The organism is Pseudomonas sp. C27(2019) (assembly GCF_008807395.1).
Classification (GTDB): Bacteria; Pseudomonadota; Gammaproteobacteria; order Pseudomonadales; family Pseudomonadaceae; genus Denitrificimonas.
Genome location: NZ_CP043320.1, coordinates 1,331,609 through 1,350,842, shown reverse-complemented (window position 1 = coordinate 1,350,842; position 19,234 = coordinate 1,331,609). Strand labels below are relative to the sequence as shown.

The window sequence follows — 19,234 nt, the reverse complement described above, 5'->3', positions numbered from 1 at the left end:
TATATGCGCATCACTTCTGTTTTTTTATCTCTAGCTTTACTGACAGGTTGCTCCTTAGTTGAGAGAGTAGGGAATAAACCCTATGTATTTCCTGTTGCAGGCGAGCCTTCTGCAGCGGTTGCTGTGAATTATGATAAAAGCTCAAGATTTATTATCTATAACATGGATATCAATGGTTGTTTTGCTGGAACGACCTCAGCTGGCCCTTCCGGATCTTCAGTAGATGTTCATTCCGATAAGCCAATCTTTATGGCCCTTGAACAGAGACTTGCAGGTTCATATTGCAATATTATCTTTTCATTTACCCCAGAGAAAAATGCTAAGTATGCTTTGTATCAAGGGAACCACTTAGAAAAGACGGCTGGGTTTTTCGGTGTGTTAGCAGGCACGGATAGATATTGCAGTGTAAGCGGGCTTAAGCAGTTAAATAGTGTTGAACAAAAACAGCTAAAACTTCAGCAAATGATAATTCGCCCATCCGGATTTGCTTGCCTGAAAATGAGAGAGTTCAAATCTAAAAAATAACAGCTGTATAGTTCCTGATATTATCAGCCGTGGAGCCAATATAATTTGGCTAGAGCTTGGTTAGCGCTACATCGCGGTAATTAGCCTCCGCGATGTAGCTGCAAGCCTATTCGATTAAACCGTCAGCACGGAACATGGCTTTAATGCCGCGCAGCGCTTGCCGTGAGCGATCCAAGTTTTCGATCAAAGCAAAGCGCACATAATCATCACCGTAATCACCAAAGCCCACCCCAGGCGAAACACTGATCTTTGCCTCAGCCAGTAACTTCTTAGAAAACTCTAAAGAGCCCAGCTCAGCATAGGCATCAGGAATCTTTGCCCAGATGTACATTGAGGCTTTTGGTTTCTCTACCATCCAGCCGATTTCATGCAGACCTTTGACCATCAGATTACGACGCTGGCGGTATTTTTCGGCAATATCCAGCACGCATTGTTGGTCACCTTCCAGCGCTGCAATGGCGGCCACTTGCACAGGGGTGAAGGAGCCATAATCGTGATAGCTTTTAATACGGGCTAACGCGGTGACTAGCTCTTGATTGCCCACCATAAAGCCCACACGCCAACCGGCCATGTTGTAGCTTTTAGATAGGGTGAAAAACTCGACAGCAACATCACGCGCGCCTTCCACTTGCATAATGGAAGGGGCAGTCCAGCCGTCATACACGATGTCAGCATAGGCTAAATCATGGATGACAATGATGTTGTGCTCGCGCGCCAAAGCGACTACACGCTCAAAAAAATCCAGCTCGACACATTGCGCTGTTGGGTTAGACGGAAAGCCAAGAATCATCATTTTTGGCTTGGGAATGGACTGACGGATGGCTTTCTCAAGCTCGACAAAAAAGTCCACGCCCGGAATCAATGGCACAGAGCGCACCTGCGCACCAGCAATCACAGCACCATAAATATGAATTGGGTAACTGGGGTTGGGCACCAGCACCATATCGCCCTGATCCAAGGTGGCCAGCATTAAATGCGCCAAACCCTCTTTGGAGCCAATGGTGACAATGGCTTCGGTCTCTGGATCGAGCTCAACTTCGTAGCGTTTTTTGTACCAGTTGGTAATCGCACGGCGCAGGCGTGGAATACCACGAGAAGTGGAGTACCCATGGGTGTCGCCACGCTGCACAGTTTGCACCAGTTTTTCCACGATATGTGGCGGTGTTGAGCCGTCAGGGTTGCCCATGCTGAAATCAATAATATCTTCACCGCGACGGCGTGCCGCCATCTTTAATTCAGCAGTGATATTGAAAACATAGGGTGGCAGGCGATCAATGCGCGAAAAGCGCCGTGGTTGACGGATGTCAGTCATGTGAACCTCAAAACGTAAGCGCCCAGAACCGTCTGAGCGACGCTGACTCATGCGTGAGTCGAGCCAGTAAAAGTACGCTGAGTTTGTTTGAAGATCAAGGGGTGCAAGCAATATCTTTACTTAAACCGCGGCCCACAAGCAGCAACCACCAACAACAATCCAGCCAAAACCGCAAAGGCGGCACTGAGTGAGCTGTAATGGGCCACCGCACCCATCATCGCTGGCCCTGCTAAGACACCGGCAAAGCCAATGGTGGTGGCTGCGGTAATGGCTAGGTGGGTGGGCATGTGTGTTTGTTGGCTGAGCGAAGAAATCAACACCGGTGACACATTGGCGCAGCCTAAGCCGCACAGGGCATAGCCCAATAATGCGATACCCCAATGATCAGTGATGATGCTCAAAGCAATCCCCGCAGCCGCTAACAAGCCACCGCCAACAATAATGCGCACGCGTCCTAATACGCGCACAAGGCCATCACCTAAAAAGCGTCCAGTGGCGACCATAGCAGCAAAGCTGGCGTAGCCCAGACCGGCTTGCGCGGTGGCAATCTGTTTATCATTGATTAGATATAAAGCACTCCAGTCCAGTATTACGCCTTCGGCCAGATAGACCACAAAACACATTAAGCCCACCAGCACAATCCAGGCGTTGGGCCAAATAAAGGATTGACTGCTGCCTAGGGTGCGCTCATCTAAATAACCGCGCACAGCGAACAGACTCAGCAAAAAGATCAGCAGTACAGCAGCCACAGTGCTGAGCAAAGCGGAAAACCCTAGCGTAAGTAGAGTAATCATCAATACTGCACCAGCAATGGTACCGACACTAAACATGCCGTGAAAGTTCGACATCATGCTGCTATTAGCGCGATTTTCAACACTTAGACCTTGAATATTAAGGACGACATCTAGCACCCCAAGGCTGCCACCAAAGGCAAATAAGGCCAGCCCTATCAGCCATAATGAGGTTGCGGTTGCGATGACGAGTAGGGTGCAGAGTAAAATCAGCGTCAGCACAAATAAGCAGCGGCGAATGCTAAAACGGTTGGTCAGCATTGCTGAGGCTGGCATGCAGCACAGTGAGCCCACACCAATACACAGCAGTAGCAGGCCAAAAGTGGCATCTGTCATAGGGATGTGTAAACGCACATAGGGTACTAAAGGCGCCCAAACAGCTAAGCCGAAGCCGGCAATAAAATAGCCGATACGGCTGCTGAGGATGGTAAATAGCAGTGAGTCGTTATCAGAATGCATGGCATTTAGCGCTTAAAAGATCGGTGATTTCTAAAAGAATGATGAGCACAGATGCAGTTGTCGGTAAGTAAACCTCAGAGTCACCACGCAAACTGCTGGCTGGTGGTCAGGGTATAGTGTGTTAAATCAGCGCGACTGACAGAGATACAAGAACACCTCAGTCACAGCATGAGAAATAGCTGCCTGGGGCTTGGAACGTGCTATATTACGCGCAAATTACTGTTCTGTGATGCGTATTATGAAGTTTGTCCATCAACGCGAGTATTTAAAAGAAGGCGACACAGTCGTTATTGAATGCTCACAAACCTGCAATATCCGCTTAATGAGTGATGCTAATTTTCGTAGTTTCAAAAACGGTGGCCGCCATACTTATCACGGTGGTGCTTTTGCAGACTTTCCTGCGCGTATCAAAGTGCCCAGTACCGGCTACTGGAATATCACCTTAGATACCGTCACCCGTCGAGCGATCAGTGTGACCCGCAAAGTACAGTTCACTCATAAAATAAAAATTGTACGCAATAAAAATGATCGTCCTGTCACGCGCTGAGTTGTTCTAGCCTAGCGCAGTATCAAGAAACATCATGACTGCAAACCCCACCATTAAACCTGTCGAAGCTGCTATTTGGTGGCCGTTGCGGTGAGTTTCTGGAATCACTTCGTGACATACCACAAAGATCATGGCGCCGGCAGCTAAACCCATGCTCATTGGGTAAGCCAATAGCACGCTGCTTGACATCGCAAAACCTAGCATTGCGCCAAGCGGCTCTAATACGCCTGTTGCAGCGCCTATAAGAAAGGCTTTAGTGGTGCTGAAGCCAACACTGCGTAACGCCACAGCCACTGCAAAGCCTTCTGGTATATCTTGAATAGCAATGGCTATGGTCAGCGGCAGGCCAATCTTTAAATCACCATGGGTAAATGAAATACCGATCGCCATGCCTTCCGGCAGGTTATGCAGGGCAATTGCAAAAACAAACAACCAAACGCCATTGAGCCGCTGACAGTCTGGACCGCACAGCACTTCGCTGGCTTGGCCGTGTGGTGTGAGGTAATTAAGACCAAGCATCATTACTGTGCCAAAACCCAAGCCCAGAGCGACAATCGCTGAGGCTAGAAAGGGTTGTTGCAATATGTCTTGGGCGGCTTCAATGCCAGGTAAAATTAATGAGAAGGCACTGGCTGCCAGCATCATGCCTGCAGCAAAACCTAGCATGCTGTCTTGTGTGCGCACACTGGTAGTTTGGGTAAAATAAATCAGTAGCGCGCCTGTTGCTGTGGCGATAAAACCGGCTAGCCCTCCAGCCAGAGCATAGTAAAAATTATCAAGTTGTAGACCTTGATAGATAGAGACGAGAGTTAGTACTGCGATGATAAACACAATCGCAGCAAAACTTAGCGTGAGCCAAGGATTATTACGGGCTTGTGCTCGCCACGCCTGCATCATTTCCTGATGGCCTTTAAGTGTGCGCATTATGACGATCTCTTAAGCATGATTTGAGTGTACGAGACTACTGTCTACGCGGGTAGTAGGCCAAATGAGTATTGAGCCAGTACGGCATGTTTCTAACGATAAAAAAATGCCCCGCATTAAGCGGGGCATTTAGTGTTGCAGTCGACGCTAAATTAGATCTCTAGCACAGGGATAGTCGCTTTAGCAGCGGCTTCTGTGTAGTTCGCCATTTGGTCGAAGTTGAGGTAGCGGTATACATCAGCCGACATGCTGTCGATGTCTGCTGCGTAGGCCATGTACTCTTCAACAGTTGGCAACTTACCCGTGATTGAGGCAACTGCCGCAAGCTCAGCAGAAGCCAAGAATACGTCAGTGTTGTCGCCTAAACGGTTCGGGAAGTTACGGGTTGAGGTTGAAACGACAGTGGCGCCTGTTTCAACACGTGCTTGGTTACCCATGCACAGTGAGCAGCCTGGCTCTTCGATACGTGCACCAGCGTTCTCGTAGGTCTGGTAGTAACCTTCTTCAGTCAGCTGGTACTTGTCCATACGGGTTGGTGGCGCTAACCACAGTGTTGTTGGCATTTTGCCATCAACTTTCTGTAGCAGTTTACCTGCCGCACGGAAGTGGCCGATGTTGGTCATGCACGAACCGATGAATACTTCATCAATTTTGCGACCTTGAACTTCAGACAGTAAGCGCGCATCGTCTGGATCGTTCGGTGCACAAAGAATCGGCTCTTTAATATCAGCCAGATCAATTTCGATAACAGTTGAGTACTCAGCGTTTGCATCAGCTTGCAGCAGCTCAGGGTTAGCCAACCATGCTTCCATCGCTTGTGCGCGACGCTCGATGGTGCGGGTATCACCGTAACCTTCGCTGATCATCCAGCGCAGCATGGTGATATTGGACTGCAGGTACTCAGCAATAACGTTCTCTGGCAGCTTGATGGTGCAACCTGCAGCAGAGCGCTCAGCAGATGCGTCAGACAGCTCAAACGCTTGCTCAACGGTTAGATCGTTTAGACCTTCAATTTCAAGGATACGGCCAGAGAAGATGTTCTTCTTGCCTTTTTTCTCAACGGTCAAGTGGCCTTCTTGGATCGCGTAGTAAGGAATGGCATGAACAAGGTCACGTAAAGTGATACCTGGGTTCATTTTACCTTTAAAGCGAACCAATACTGATTCAGGCATATCCAGCGGCATTACACCAGTGGCTGCTGCGAACGCAACAAGGCCTGAACCTGCAGGGAAGGAGATACCAATTGGGAAACGGGTGTGTGAGTCACCACCGGTACCAACGGTGTCAGGCAACAGCATACGGTTCAACCAGCTGTGGATAATACCGTCACCTGGACGCAGTGATACACCACCACGGTTCATGATGAAGTCAGGCAGGGTGTGGTGCGTGATTTCGTCAATGGGTTTTGGGTAGGCTGAGGTGTGGCAGAATGATTGCATGACGAGGTCTGCAGAGAAACCTAAGCAGGCTAAGTCTTTTAGCTCATCACGAGTCATTGGGCCTGTGGTGTCTTGCGAACCAACGGTGGTCATTTTTGGCTCACAGTAAGTGCCAGGGCGTACGCCTTGACCTTCTGGTAAACCACAAGCACGACCAACCATTTTTTGCGCTAAGGTGAAACCTTTATCGCTGCCTGCTGGTGGAACCGGCTTTTTGAACAAGCCTGATGGCTCTAAGCCTAATTCAGCACGTGCTTTCTCAGTTAGACCACGACCAATGATCAATGGAATACGGCCACCGGCACGTACTTCATCAAGCAAAACGTCAGTTTTTAATTCAAAGTTAGTCACTAACTCGTCAGAACCGTTACGACGTACTTCACCTTTGTATGGGTAAACGTCGATCACATCGCCCATGCTTAAGTTGGTGCAATCGAACTCGATTGGCAGTGCGCCAGCATCTTCCATGGTGTTGTAGAAGATAGGTGCAATGTTAGTACCGAAACAGAAACCGCCAGCACGCTTGTTAGGTACGTTCGGGATATCGTCACCGAAGAACCACAATACAGAGTTGGTGGCTGACTTACGTGAAGAACCAGTACCAACAACGTCACCAACGTAAGCAACTGGGAAGCCTTTAGCTTTCAGTGCTTCCATTTGCTTGATTGGGCCGACTTTACCTGGCTCATCCGGAGTAATGCCATCACGCTCCATTTTCAGCATCGCTAATGCGTGCAAAGGAATGTCAGGACGTGACCATGCATCAGGAGCAGGGGATAGGTCATCGGTGTTGGTTTCGCCGGTGACTTTAAATACGCTTAGCGTGATTTTTTCTTCAAGCGCTGCGCGAGATTTGAACCACTCGCCATCAGCCCATGATTGCATCACTGCTTTAGCGCTAGCATTGCCTGCTTTAGCTTTTTCGGCAACATCATGGAATGCATCAAACATCAACAGAGTGTGCTTGAGTTCAGCGGCAGCTAGTTCAGACAGTTCAGCATCGTCTAATAAAGCAACCAAGGTTTCGATGTTGTAGCCACCTTGCATGGTGCCTAGCAATTTAACAGCGTGTGCTTTATCGATTAGTGGCGAAGTGGCTTCACCTTTAGCAATGGCTGATAAGAAAGCTGCTTTAACATAAGCGGCTTCGTCAACACCGGCAGGTACGCGGTTAGTGACGAGGTCCAGTAGGAACTCTTCTTCGCCAGCAGGTGGGTTTTTCAGTAGCTCAACTAAACCAGTGGTTTGTTCGCTATCAAGTGGCTGAGGGACAATGCCCAGTTCAGCGCGTTCTGCTACGTGTTTGCGGTAGGCTTCAAGCACAGTATTTTATCCTCATCATTGGCCCCCAAACAGGAAGGGGCGCTTATCCAGAAGCTGTTTTCAAAGTGTTGCAGGTCGACGTAAGTCAGAGCAATGCTGACTTTTATCATTGCTATTTTACGCAACAGCGAGCAGGGCGAAACCCTATACGCTTTGAAAACAGCCTCGATTTTGGACGTGATTGCCTAAAATGGCGTGCTTATTCTAAGCTACAAGCGCCATAAAGTTAAGGGGCATTAATGGTTTTGCATAGCAAATAGCATGTTAGACCTTGGGCTAACATGCTTTACAGTTGGTTTTAGATCCGCTGTATCGAGACAGTAAGACTCAACAACAGCTCATTAAATGCCAAACCGAACTTTAACAGCTGATCAGCTTTGTAGCTGGCTTTCAAGCTGCTTCATGACATCATCAGGTTTGAGTACCAATACATCCGTCTCAACAGCATCCAGCACTACTTCAGCAGTGTTGCCGATCAGTGCGCCGGATAACCCTGTGCGTGCCACAGTGCCGATAACTGTTACCACAGCATCGAGCTCTTTTGCCATTTCCGGGATCAGTACATCGGCTGGACCCTCTTTAATGTGCATTTGTTCTTCGTCCAATTCAAACTCTTTTACGAAGTTTGCGCATTGCTGGCGGTAGCGTGCTTCAATGGTTTCGCGCAGCTGGAAGGTCGGATCAGATGCTGAAAGCATGGGTGACGGGTGCGCTGAAAATACATGTAAGGTTGCCTTTGCAATACTCGCTACTTCAAAGGCGTTGCTGATCAGGCTGGCATGCAAGCGGCGGTGCTCACCACTGCTGTTGCCGACATCAACGGCGGCCAGAATCGAGCCTTGGGTCCATGGACGATTGGTTTTTGTAATCAATACAGGGCAAGGACAGTAGCGCAGGAGCTTCCAATCATCTGGTGTTAATAAAGCACGTTTGAGTGGGTTTTCAGGAAAGTGCTGCTTAATGACTAAGCCGCAGTTCTCAGCTTGCTGAGCTTTGATAATGGTTTCATGAAATGTCTCATTCCAGGCTTGCTGGGTGGTCACGTCATAACCATCCTCTTTAAGCTCCTTGGCCGTATCAGTTAAATATTGACCGTATTCACCACGCTTGTCGCACACCAATAAGTGCAGGCGTGACTGTGTTACACCAGCAATCAGCTTGGCACGTTTTAGCGCTAACCCCTCGGGCTGATTGGGGGTCATGACAACCAGAATATTACGAATCTCTTGCATATTTTTCTCCCTGTGATTTTAGCCTATTGAGTTCTTTGCCGAGGCGATTGTCAATGCTGTTCGTTGTTGGGTGTTGAGGTGTATATGCCGCCAAGGCTGGTTGTTCTGTAATGGCCACGTATAATAGTACTTATTTATTATAGCCTTTAGTATATACCCTATGTTAATACCTGAAATCGAAGCTTTTTTACAGTGTCAGACACCACAAAGTTGGCTTGAGTGTGCGCTAGATCAACCAGAGCTGTTATTGTTGGATCATGCTAATTGCGAAAAGAAAGCAGCAGGCACCGCCCTTTCCTTAATGTTTCGTTATGCTGAGCGGGAAGAGCTGCAGCAGTACCTCTCGCGTTTAGCCCGTGAAGAGTTGCGTCACTTTGAGCAAGTCACTGCGCTAATGAAGAAGCGCGGTATACGTTACCGTCAACTCAGCGCTTCTAGTTATGCGCAGCGCTTGCAGAAGCACATTGCTAAACAAGAGCCTGAGAAACTCATTGACACTTTAATAGTCTTGGCATTTATTGAGGCGCGTTCATGCGAACGGTTTTACCGTTTAGCGCCGCACTTAGATGACGAGCTTGGGCGTTTTTATACGTCGCTGCTCAAATCAGAGTCGCGCCATTTCGAAGGGTATTTGCGTATGGCTAAACTGTACGCTAAGCAGCCGATTGATCAGCGTATCGCGTTTTTTGCTGAAGTGGAGCGCGAAGCCATTTTAACTGAAGATGCTGAATTTAGATTTCACAGTGGTGTGCCGCAGGGTTAGGGCGAACCAAGTCAGTTGCTTGATTCATCGGAGGGATCAGGGGACGTAGTCGTGTCGGCGAATGGCAGTGGTTGCAACTCTACGCGGGTGGCGCTGACCTTAACAAACCAACCTTGAGTATCCCAGTCACCTAAGACAATGCGCCGCTTGTCTCCACTCAAATCATGCACCGCAGGGCGGTGGGTGTGGCCGTGGATTAGGGTGCGCACCTTGTGTCGAGCCATTACTTTAGTGACTTCTTCGGGATTTACATCTGTGATAGCACTGGCTTTCATACGTGTGCTGGTTTTACTCTTTTGCCGCAGATCACCTGCTAAGCGCTGCCGAGTACTTAAAGGCAGGTTGCGCAAAATAAACAATATCAATGGGTTACGTAGGACTCTTCGTAAACGAATGTAACTTTTGTCGCTGGTGCAGAGGCTGTCGCCATGCATCAGTAATACTCGTTCTCCAGCCAGCTGAACAATACTGGGGTCTTTAAGCAGTTGGCAATCGGCCAGCTCGCAAAATTCCTCGCCTATTAAAAAATCTCGGTTACCATGCATCAGATAAATCTGCGTGCCGGTTGCTGCAACATCACTCAGGGCTTGAGCAATTGAGCGTTGAAAGGGGCTGATAGCATCATCACCAATCCAGACCTCAAAGAAGTCGCCCAAGATATAGAGGGCTTGTGTATGTTTGGCGCGCTGCTCAAGAAACGCAAGGAACGCGCCAGTGATATCTGGGCGTCCCTCATGTAAATGCAGATCAGAAATCAGCAGGATCACTCGACAATCTCGGCTTTTTCAATGATCACATCTTCGCGCGGCACGTCTTGGTGTCCGTTTTTGCTGGTGGTGGCAACGCCTTTAATGGCTTCTACAACATCCATGCCTTCAACCACTTCACCGAATACGGTGTAGCCCCAGCCTTGTGTGGTCGGTGCAGTGTGATCAAGGAAGTCGTTGTCTTGCACGTTAATAAAGAATTGTGCTGAAGCCGAATGCGGCTCCATGGTGCGCGCCATAGCAATGGTGCCAGTTTTATTAGACACACCGTTATTGGCTTCGTTTTTAATGGTGGCACGGGTCTCTTTTTGTTTCATATCGGCATCAAAACCACCGCCTTGGATCATAAAGTTACTGATCACACGGTGAAAGATGGTGTTGTCATAATGACCGTCTTTAACGTATTGAATAAAATTGGCAACCGTTTCAGGTGCTTTGTCAGCAAAGAGGTTTAGCGTGATAACGCCGTGATTGGTATGTAATTTAATCATTAAATCGATCCATAGAAGCTAAAAAGGCATAGACCTGTCGGAGAGGTGACAGGTTCGGGTATGATAAGCACTTTATTTGAACCAGCCTACCCATAATAGGCAGTAATGAGTATTAAAAAGCCCATGAGCACGTCTGAATCGTCCGTAAATGTCGCCGCGAACTTTCTTCGTCCAATTATTGAAGCCGATTTACAGTCAGGCAAGCACAGCAGTATTGTCACGCGTTTTCCGCCTGAACCCAACGGCTACCTGCATATTGGTCACGCCAAGTCCATCTGCCTAAATTTTGGTTTGGCAAAAGAGTTTGGTGGTGTGTGTCATTTGCGTTTCGATGACACCAATCCTGCCAAGGAAGAACAAGAATACATCGATGCCATTAAAGATGATGTCAACTGGCTCGGTTTTCAGTGGGATGGCGGGGTGCGTTATGCCTCGGATTACTTTGAGCAGCTGTATGCCTGGGCCGTGCACTTGGTTGAGCAAGGCAAGGCTTATGTCTGTGACTTAACCCCAGAGCAAGCGCGAGAATACCGTGGCAGTTTGACTGAGCCGGGTAAAAACAGCCCGTTTCGTGAGCGAGGTGTCAGCGAAAACCTTGATTTGCTAACTCGTATGCGCGCTGGTGAGTTCCCAGACGGCACCTGTGCGCTGCGCGCCAAGATTGATATGGCTTCACCGAATATGAATCTGCGCGATCCAATTCTGTACCGTATTCGTCATGCCCATCACCACCAAACTGGCGACGCATGGTGTATCTACCCAAGCTATGACTTCACTCATGGCCAGTCCGATGCCATTGAGTTGATTACCCACTCAATTTGCACCCTAGAGTTTGAAGACCACCGTCCCCTGTATGAGTGGTTTTTAGAGCAGTTACCAGTGCCGGTCAAGCCGCGTCAGTATGAGTTTGCCCGCTTAAACTTAAACTACACCATCACCAGTAAGCGCAAACTCAAGCAACTGGTTGATGAAAGTCATGTGACTGGCTGGGATGACCCGCGCATGTCGACCATCAGCGGCTTCCGCCGTAGAGGTTATACGCCAGCGTCAATCCGTAATTTCTGCGACATGATTGGCGTTAACCGTGCCGGTGGTGTGGTTGATTTGGGTATGTTGGAGTTTTGCATCCGAGAAGATCTAGACACCAATGCATCGCGTGCCATGTGCGTACTCAATCCGATTAAAGTCGTGATTACCAACTACCCAGAAGATCAACAACAAACCCTGCAACTGCCACGTCACCCTAAGCGCGATATGGGGGTGCGTGAATTGCCGTTTGCCCGTGAAATCTATATTGATGCCAGCGACTATGAAGAAACCCCACCTAAGGGCTATAAGCGTTTAGTGCCTGGTGGTGAAGTACGTCTGCGCGGCAGCTATGTGATCCGTGCTGATGAGGCCATTCGCGATGCAGATGGCAATGTGCTTGAGCTGCGCTGTTCATACGATCCAGACACCTTAGGTAAAAACCCAGAAGGCCGTAAAGTTAGAGGGGTGATTCATTGGGTGCCCGCAGCACAAAGTATTGAGTGCGAAGTGCGTTTGTATGATCGCCTGTTTAATACGGCCAACCCTGATAAAGATGATGATGGCGAAACCAGTGAATCCTTCCTTGATAACGTCAACCCAGAATCATTAGTGGTGTTAACCGGCTGCCGTGCTGAGCCGTCCTTGTTGCAAGCGCAAGTGGGTGACAGCTTCCAGTTTGAGCGCGAAGGTTATTTCTGCTTAGACAATGTCGACAGCAAGCCAGACGCCTTGGTATTTAACCGCACAGTAACCTTGCGTGACTCATGGGGGAAAGCATGACCTTAGCGATTTACAACACCCTAACTAAGCAAAAAGAGCCGCTGCAGCCCTTAGAAGGCAATCATGTGCGCATGTATGTCTGTGGTATGACCGTGTATGACTTTTGCCATATTGGTCATGCGCGGGTGATGGTGGCGTTTGATGTGGTGACGCGCTGGTTGCGCCATCGTGGCTATGATGTCACTTATGTGCGCAATATTACTGATATTGATGACAAAATCATCCATCGTGCGCAAGAAAACAACGAGCCGTATGAACAGCTGGTTGAGCGCATGATTGCCGCGATGCATGAAGATGAAGGCCGTTTAAATGTGCTGCGTCCAGACATGGAACCGCGCGCCACTGGTCATATTGATGGCATGTTTAAAATGATTCAAACCTTAATCGATAAAGGATTTGCTTACGCTGCAGATAACGGCGATGTGTATTACCGTGTGGCTAAGTTTGTCGGCTACGGCAAGCTTTCACGCCGTAAAATCAGTGACCTGAAAATCGGTGCGCGCATCGAAGTGGATGAAGCTAAAGAAGATCCATTGGATTTTGTTCTGTGGAAAGCGGCCAAGGCGGGCGAACCGAGCTGGGATTCCCCTTGGGGGCAGGGCGTCCTGGCTGGCATATTGAATGTTCAGTGATGTCCACCTGCTGCCTCGGCGACAGCTTTGATATCCATGGCGGCGGTCCCGACTTGGTTTTCCCACACCATGAAAATGAAATCGCACAAAGTGAAGCGGCAACCGGAAAACAATATGCAACCACTTGGATGCATGCTGGGGCGGTGCGTGTTGATGGCGAAAAAATGTCCAAATCTTTGGGTAACTTTTTCACCATTCGCGATGTCTTGGAAAAATACCACCCAGAAGTGGTGCGCTATCTCTTAGTTTCCAGCCATTACCGCAGTCCGATTAACTATTCAGAAGACAACCTGCGCGAAGCACGTTCAGCATTGGAGCGTTTCTACCTGACACTGAAGGGTGTCGAGTCTGCCCCAGCTGCTGGTGGTGAGGTTTTTGTTGAGCGCTTTACTAAAGCAATGGATGATGACTTCAACGCGCCTGAAGCCTGCTCAATACTGTTTGAAATGGCCCGTGAAGTGAACCGTATCAACACACAAGATCCAACAGCGGCTGCTGGCTTAGCTGCGCGGATGAAAGAGCTGGGTGCAGTGTTAGGTATTTTGCAACTTGAGCCTGATGCTTTCTTGCAAGCTGGTTCGGAAAAGCGTGTGGATGCAGCTCAGGTTGAAGCATTGATTGCGGCACGTTTAGCTGCCCGTGAAAATAAAAACTGGGCAGAATCCGACCGAATACGTGACGAATTGACTGCTTTGGGCATCTTGTTGGAAGACGGTAAGGACGGAACGGGTTGGCGCTTAGCTGATCAATAAAAAATGCTATCTTGGTGCTGCACGCAGTACTATATTGTGTAGTACCAATTCAGCGGTGATCTATTTGCATAAAGACTGGAGAGTTTCATGCAGCAATTTTTAAATACGCGAGTCCGCTGTATTGTAGGCACAATGCTGGTTGCTGGGTGCTTGAGTCTGCCGAGCATGGCTGTGGCGCAAGAAACTGATTACAGCGATGAGTATGATCAGTGGCAGGACTTCGGTGAAAGAGAAGATCCGTGGGAGCGCGCCAATCGCGTTGTTTTTCGTTTTAACGACACTTTAGATCGCTGGACACTGAAGCCTCTTGCTCAGGGTTATCAAGCAGTGACACCGGATGTGCTTGAAGATGGCGTACACAATGTGTTTCGTAATTTAGGCGAGGCACGCAACCTTGCCAATAACCTGCTGCAGTTTAAATTGCATGATGCAGGTGTGGATACAGCGCGTTTTTTCTTTAATACCACTTTTGGTCTGCTCGGCTTTTTTGATGTAGCAACCAAGATGGGTTTGCAGCGTAATGATGAAGACTTTGGCCAGACCCTTGGTGCTTGGGGTGTGAAAAGTGGACCCTATGTGGTGTTGCCGTTATTAGGCCCAAGCACTGTACGTGATACAGCCGCTTTGTATCCAGATAGCTTTACTAGACAGTATCGCTATATTAATGACGTGCCGGTACGTAACAGTATGTTTGTTTTAAATGTTATTGATTCACGTGCGAAATTGCTTGCGAGTGAGCGCTTTATTGCAGGTGATAAATACCGTTTTATTCGTAATGCCTTTTTGCAAAATCGCGAGTTCCGTGTACGTGATGGTGACGTAATCGATGACTTCTAAGTTACTGCATTGAGGTGATTTCTAAGCCAAGCGCTTGGCGGCCATCGTCAAGCGTTTCTAATCGGCGAATGATGGTCTCTGCTTGCAAGCTGCTGAGCTTTGAATGTGCTGATGGAATAAGTACGCGGATTGATTGCCCTTCACTGAGTGGCACTGATCCACTTGTTTCAATTTGCATGCCTGTGCTAGAAAGGTCGATACAAACTGCATCGTAGTTAATACCGTCGCATTCAAGTGTTATCTCCGTTTCAACGCGCATGCGGATAAAATCACGTTTCTCACTGTAATATTTCATTGTATAACTCCACTTACTGCGCGTTTTTTCCTAATCCTAATATAGGACATTTGTGATTAGTTTTAGGTTAAGCCTAATACCGGCTAACATCACTGATCTTGCGCTAAATGTAAAGCGCCCTCGGTGGCTAGATGCGACAAGTGTGAGCCTGTCGTGCTTTACTCTTTCGGCATTTGCTTGTGCAGTTATTTTATACCGCGCAGCCATACTAGATGATTGCAAAATGTTGCTACAGCACAGAGCCCTTGAATCAGCCTTACGATAAGAGTACCTTTTGCGCCTAGACACTATTTACGACTTATAAGTAATGCATTCTACTTCGCAACAGCCCAAGCCCAGTCATAACATTACGGCTAAAGATCTGCTTTTATTGCGCAAGCAACAGGCTTTATTGACAGACGATCAGCTCGCTGGGCAGAAACTGCAACAACAAATACGTCCCAAAGCACCGTGGCACGCACAAGGTATCAACTTTGAGCATTGTGTGGTTCCTGCGCTATATTTGGCCGGTGATACCCTGGATTATTTTGTTTTGCCTGATGGCCGCTTACTAGCGTATCTGGCTGATGTGTCAGGCAGTGGCACTGCAGCAGCACTGGTTAGCATGCTGCTCAAAAGTATTGTCCGAGGTTATGTTTTTGATGGGCAGGGTGATGCTATTAAGACGCCTATTACGCCAGCATCACTTTTAACCCACATAAATAAGCACTTGCTAGCGTACAACACAGACCGACATGTGACGTTGATCTGCGTGATTATTGATACGCAGCAAAATAGTTTGTACTGGAGTGTAGCGGGGCACTTGCCTTCCCCTGTGCTCTACAGTGACGGGCAGGCTGCGTTCTTAGAGGGCACAGGCCAGCCAGTGGGTTTATTTGAGCAGGCAATATTTAACGACCTGCAAATGCCTCTGCCAGAAGCCTTTAGTTTGAGTTTTTTTTCTGATGGGATTTTTGATGTGCTTCCCCACGACAATTTAGTCAGCAGTGAAGCCGCTTTACCTGCCTTGATTAGAACTGCACAAGGCAACTATACACAGATGGTAAAACAGCTAGGGCTAGCTAACTGCAGCAATATGCCCGATGATATCGCCGTGCTGGTGCTGAGCAGGAATCTTGCATGAGTGATGGTAAAATTCAGTTTGCTGAATACAACGACACCTTTGTTTTAAAGTGTGTTGGAGATGTGCGCTTAACCTTTTGTTCTGCGCTTAATGAAACGATTGAAAACACAATTAAAGCCAATTCATTTAAGTCAATTGTGATTGATTTAACAGAGGTAATCAGTATCGACAGCACCACTTTGGGCTTGCTGGCTAAGTTGTCGATCCTCTCTAAGCGTAAATTTGGCATGTTACCGACGTTGGCCAGTACCAATCCCGATGTCAGTCGTGTACTAGACTCCATGGGCTTTAATCAGGTGTTTAATCTAGTCCACACAGCGGCACCGTGCCCTGAGTGTCTGGATGATCTGCCTGAACAAGATCAGTCAGAAGCAGTGGTTAAGGAGCGCGTCTTAGAAGCGCACCAGATTCTGATGAGCTTAAATGAGTCCAATCGTGATGAGTTTCGTGATTTGGTCAGCGCTTTAGAAAGCACGCCTTCATAACCTTCTTTATAAACAGCGCGCTGCATATGCAATACCGTACACAGCAGCGCGTTATTTTCAAGTAAATAACTTTTCTAGCTTTTCTTGGTCGCGGGCAAAGGCACGAATACCTTCGGCGAGCTTTTCAGTGGCCATCGCATCTTCATTGTGCGCCCAGCGAAAACGCTGCTCATCAATAAACATAGGCTCTTCGCTTTGGCCATCAGCCTGTAACTTGCGCTGCAATGGCGCGTAATCATTGCTGAGTTTCTCTAATAGCTCAGGGCTGATGGTAAGGCGATCACAACCTGCCAGTTGTTCGATTTGGCCAAGGTTACGAAAACTCGCACCCATTACAATGGTTTGATAATCATGGCCTTTGTAATAGCGGTAGATGCGCGATACGGACTGCACGCCGGGGTCTTCAATGCCAGTATAGTCACGGTCTAATGCTTTTTTGTACCAGTCATAAATACGACCAACAAAGGGTGAAATCAAAAACACCCCAGCATCCGCACAAGCCGCTGCTTGAGCAAATGAAAACAGCAGGGTCAGGTTGGTTTGAATATTGAGCTTCTCTAAGCGGCGAGCTGCCTGAATACCTTCCCATGTTGCGGCAATCTTGATCAGTACACGCTGGCGATCAACACCATGTTGCTCATAGCGGTCTATTAAGCGCAAGGCATATTCATAAGTGGCCTGCTCGTCAAAGGATAAGCGCGCGTCTACCTCAGTGGAAATACGTCCGGGAATCAGCGTCAATATCTCACTGCCCACTGCGACGGCAAATTGCTCACAAGCGGCTTGCGGATTACCAGAGAAATCTTGTTGAATTTGCGCCATCATCCGTGCATAACGAGGGAAGGTAGCAGCTTTTAACAGTAGTGACGGGTTGGTTGTGGCATCCACTGGCTGTAAACGCGCAATGGCATCTAAATCACCGGTGTCGGCGACTACAGTGGTGTAGCGTTTAAGTTGTTCGAGTTTTGACGTCATAGTATGGGCTGCATTGAGGGGGCTAAAAAAATTGTGCACAGAACATAACCGAGCGTTACTGCGGATGCAATTGTTTCTGAGCTGTTAACGTCCCTCGAGGCCAGCTACAGCTTGATCGTAAACACGCATCGGCTCATCGGTTTTGTAAATGTCGGCTGACAAAAGCTGGCGAAAACGCCGTGCACCGGGAAAACCCTGTGCTATACCTAGGATATGCCGCGTGACATGCGGCACTTTGCCGCCCTGTGCGATATGAGCCAAAAGGTAAGGGCGTAACTGCTCAAGAATGGCTGTGCGCGTGATCTCGCGCTGGGCATCGCCAAACAGTTGATGATCGACTTTATGCAGTAACCACGGATTGTGATAGGCCTCGCGACCGAGCATCACACCATCAAAGGTCTGCAAATGCTCGGCGCACTGCTCAAGTGTCTTAATACCGCCATTGAGGATGATTTCTAATTCTGGAAAATCAGCTTTAAGTTGTGCAGCGATATCATAGCGCAGAGGTGGAATGTCACGGTTTTCTTTGGGCGATAACCCTTCCAGAATCGCAATTCGTGCATGCACAGTAAAGCTTGTACAGCCTGCATCACGCACTGTGCCCACAAAATCACAGAGCTGCGCGTAACTGTCTCGTCCATTAATACCAATGCGGTGTTTAACCGTCACTGGAATACCCACCACATCTTGCATCTGTTTAACGCAATCTGCGACCAATTGCGGATGCGCCATTAAGCAGGCGCCGATCATATTGTTTTGCACCCGATCACTGGGGCAGCCAACATTGAGATTAACTTCATCAAAACCAGCAGTTTCTGCCATTTTTGTACAGGCGGCCAGCTCCGCAGGGTTGCTGCCACCCAGCTGCAATGCTACTGGATGCTCACTTTGGTCATGCCGTAAAAAACGTGCACTGTCGCCATGCAACAAAGCACCAGTAGTGACCATCTCGGTATACAACAATGCACGCTTAGAAATCAGTCGTAAAAAGTAGCGGCAGTGATGATCAGTCCAGTCCATCATAGGGGCAACGGAGAAACGGCGGCTGACTGTATTCATGTATTTGATAGCTCTTTAGTAAGGATTTGGCCGCTCACGCACACCATTTAAGGCACGCATTGTATGCCAATAATGCCCTGTTTAGGAGCACCAGTACTATTCGCTTGTGAATATACAGCAACACTTAAATAGGAAATTAAGGGTACTTTAGTTGCGCTAACATCAGCGCTGACCATTAAGGGCGCGCTGATATTAAGGTATTGAGGATGAGGAGTTGCGCCCTAGGTGTTAGACCAAGGGCACAGTAACCAAAGTAAAGCAGTCATACTGAGGTGTGAGTGACTTTGCATATAAAGCTAAATAGCTAGCCAGCACAACAGACGCCTGTGGCGGCCAGCTACGCGCTATTAACGTTTCACCAACAAGTAAATTGGCCCTACAAAAAGCGCCAATAAGCCAGCAAAAGCACCAGACACTCCAGCCACAACAAGCCAGTCTATAACTGAGTTCACGCTGGCAAAAGAAGACTTGCTCAAACCAGGCACCATCACAAAAAAGATCACCCAAGCCACGAGACCAATTGCGCTTGCAGTCTTAACGCCTTTGCCCCACGGCAGCTCTTTCTTAAACTGAGTGACCAACATAAGTATCAGCCAAACAACTATAGTGCTGAGTACAAGCCCTAAGTTCGCCAAAGCTAACTCATAGAAAACGTTGATAATAAGCCATATCTCATACATAACTAATCCCTCGC

At 48.3% G+C, this 19,234-nt stretch carries 18 protein-coding genes and 1 pseudogene; 8 read left to right on the top strand and 11 right to left on the bottom strand.

What is annotated here, in order from left to right; all coding sequences use genetic code 11:
- Nucleotides 1–3 precede the first annotated feature (3 nt).
- Entirely contained in the window at nt 4–525 is a 522-nt protein-coding gene (locus tag FXF61_RS06190; RefSeq protein WP_151184448.1) for a hypothetical protein, read from the top strand.
- Nucleotides 526–631: 106 nt separating this feature from the next.
- Here FXF61_RS06190 and alaC read toward each other — a convergent pair whose 3' ends face one another.
- Nucleotides 632–1,837: an alanine transaminase gene (alaC, locus tag FXF61_RS06185; protein WP_151186021.1), complete on the bottom strand. Its 1,206-nt coding sequence runs from the start codon at nt 1,835–1,837 to the stop codon at nt 632–634.
- 116 nt (nt 1,838–1,953) lie between these two features.
- Nucleotides 1,954–3,087 carry an MFS transporter gene (locus FXF61_RS06180; RefSeq protein ID WP_151184447.1) on the bottom strand — a complete coding sequence of 378 codons (1,134 nt, stop codon included), beginning with the start codon at nt 3,085–3,087 and terminating at the stop codon, nt 1,954–1,956.
- A 238-nt stretch (nt 3,088–3,325) separates the two neighbouring features.
- Here FXF61_RS06180 and FXF61_RS06175 point away from each other — a divergent pair, with 238 nt between their 5' ends.
- Nucleotides 3,326–3,634, top strand: a complete 309-nt coding sequence (locus FXF61_RS06175) for a DUF1883 domain-containing protein (protein ID WP_151184446.1) — start codon at nt 3,326–3,328, stop codon at nt 3,632–3,634.
- 6 nt (nt 3,635–3,640) lie between these two features.
- Here FXF61_RS06175 and FXF61_RS06170 read toward each other — a convergent pair whose 3' ends face one another.
- The 3 genes from FXF61_RS06170 to FXF61_RS06160 form a co-directional block, all read right to left on the bottom strand.
- The gene (locus FXF61_RS06170; protein WP_151184445.1) at nt 3,641–4,558 is read right to left on the bottom strand and encodes a ZIP family metal transporter; all 918 of its coding nucleotides are present in this window, start codon (nt 4,556–4,558) and stop codon (nt 3,641–3,643) included.
- Between the two features lie 152 nt (nt 4,559–4,710).
- A complete protein-coding gene (gene acnB / locus FXF61_RS06165; protein ID WP_151184444.1) occupies nt 4,711–7,320 on the bottom strand; it encodes a bifunctional aconitate hydratase 2/2-methylisocitrate dehydratase in 2,610 nt (869 codons plus the stop codon).
- Nucleotides 7,321–7,691: 371 nt separating this feature from the next.
- Entirely contained in the window at nt 7,692–8,552 is an 861-nt protein-coding gene (locus FXF61_RS06160) for a universal stress protein (RefSeq protein ID WP_151184443.1), read from the bottom strand.
- 160 nt (nt 8,553–8,712) lie between these two features.
- On the opposite strand from FXF61_RS06160, the gene FXF61_RS06155 reads away from it, so the two are divergent.
- Nucleotides 8,713–9,315: a tRNA-(ms[2]io[6]A)-hydroxylase gene (locus FXF61_RS06155; protein ID WP_151184442.1), complete on the top strand. Its 603-nt coding sequence runs from the start codon at nt 8,713–8,715 to the stop codon at nt 9,313–9,315.
- 11 nt (nt 9,316–9,326) lie between these two features.
- On the opposite strand, the gene FXF61_RS06150 is transcribed toward FXF61_RS06155, so the two are convergent.
- Both FXF61_RS06150 and FXF61_RS06145 read right to left on the bottom strand, forming a co-directional pair.
- Complete coding sequence (locus FXF61_RS06150; RefSeq protein ID WP_151184441.1) at nt 9,327–10,082, bottom strand: UDP-2,3-diacylglucosamine diphosphatase; 756 nt, start codon at nt 10,080–10,082, stop codon at nt 9,327–9,329.
- On the bottom strand, nt 10,079–10,573 hold the full coding sequence (locus tag FXF61_RS06145; protein WP_151184440.1) for a peptidylprolyl isomerase: 495 nt from the start codon (nt 10,571–10,573) through the stop codon (nt 10,079–10,081). Before FXF61_RS06145 ends, FXF61_RS06150 begins: the two co-directional genes overlap by 4 nt.
- A gap of 123 nt (nt 10,574–10,696) precedes the next feature.
- Between FXF61_RS06145 and FXF61_RS06140 the strand changes: the two genes are divergently transcribed.
- The 3 genes and pseudogenes from FXF61_RS06140 to FXF61_RS06130 all read left to right on the top strand — a co-directional run bounded on the left by FXF61_RS06140 (nt 10,697) and on the right by FXF61_RS06130 (nt 14,603).
- Nucleotides 10,697–12,382, top strand: a complete 1,686-nt coding sequence (locus tag FXF61_RS06140; protein WP_151184439.1) for a glutamine--tRNA ligase/YqeY domain fusion protein — start codon at nt 10,697–10,699, stop codon at nt 12,380–12,382.
- Nucleotides 12,379–13,766, top strand: a pseudogene (gene cysS, locus FXF61_RS06135) (cysteine--tRNA ligase). The gene FXF61_RS06140 and the pseudogene cysS overlap by 4 nt, the downstream one beginning before the upstream one ends.
- 87 nt (nt 13,767–13,853) lie before the next feature.
- Entirely contained in the window at nt 13,854–14,603 is a 750-nt protein-coding gene (locus tag FXF61_RS06130) for a VacJ family lipoprotein (RefSeq protein WP_256663516.1), read from the top strand.
- 1 nt (nt 14,604) lies between these two features.
- On the opposite strand, the gene FXF61_RS06125 is transcribed toward FXF61_RS06130, so the two are convergent.
- The gene (locus FXF61_RS06125; RefSeq protein ID WP_151184438.1) at nt 14,605–14,898 is read right to left on the bottom strand and encodes a PilZ domain-containing protein; all 294 of its coding nucleotides are present in this window, start codon (nt 14,896–14,898) and stop codon (nt 14,605–14,607) included.
- A gap of 307 nt (nt 14,899–15,205) precedes the next feature.
- Between FXF61_RS06125 and FXF61_RS06120 the strand changes: the two genes are divergently transcribed.
- Both FXF61_RS06120 and rssC read left to right on the top strand, forming a co-directional pair.
- On the top strand, nt 15,206–16,021 hold the full coding sequence (locus FXF61_RS06120; RefSeq protein ID WP_151184437.1) for a PP2C family protein-serine/threonine phosphatase: 816 nt from the start codon (nt 15,206–15,208) through the stop codon (nt 16,019–16,021).
- Nucleotides 16,018–16,506: an anti-sigma factor antagonist RssC gene (rssC, locus tag FXF61_RS06115; protein WP_151184436.1), complete on the top strand. Its 489-nt coding sequence runs from the start codon at nt 16,018–16,020 to the stop codon at nt 16,504–16,506. Before FXF61_RS06120 ends, rssC begins: the two co-directional genes overlap by 4 nt.
- 57 nt (nt 16,507–16,563) lie before the next feature.
- Here rssC and tal read toward each other — a convergent pair whose 3' ends face one another.
- From tal to FXF61_RS06100, 3 genes are all read right to left on the bottom strand, one after another.
- Nucleotides 16,564–17,481, bottom strand: coding sequence for a transaldolase (tal, locus tag FXF61_RS06110; RefSeq protein WP_151184435.1), 918 nt, complete (start codon nt 17,479–17,481; stop codon nt 16,564–16,566).
- A gap of 84 nt (nt 17,482–17,565) precedes the next feature.
- The gene (gene dusA / locus FXF61_RS06105; RefSeq protein ID WP_151184434.1) at nt 17,566–18,540 is read right to left on the bottom strand and encodes a tRNA dihydrouridine(20/20a) synthase DusA; all 975 of its coding nucleotides are present in this window, start codon (nt 18,538–18,540) and stop codon (nt 17,566–17,568) included.
- A gap of 347 nt (nt 18,541–18,887) precedes the next feature.
- A complete protein-coding gene (locus FXF61_RS06100) occupies nt 18,888–19,220 on the bottom strand; it encodes a hypothetical protein (protein WP_151184433.1) in 333 nt (110 codons plus the stop codon).
- Between the last annotated feature and the right edge of the window lie 14 nt (nt 19,221–19,234).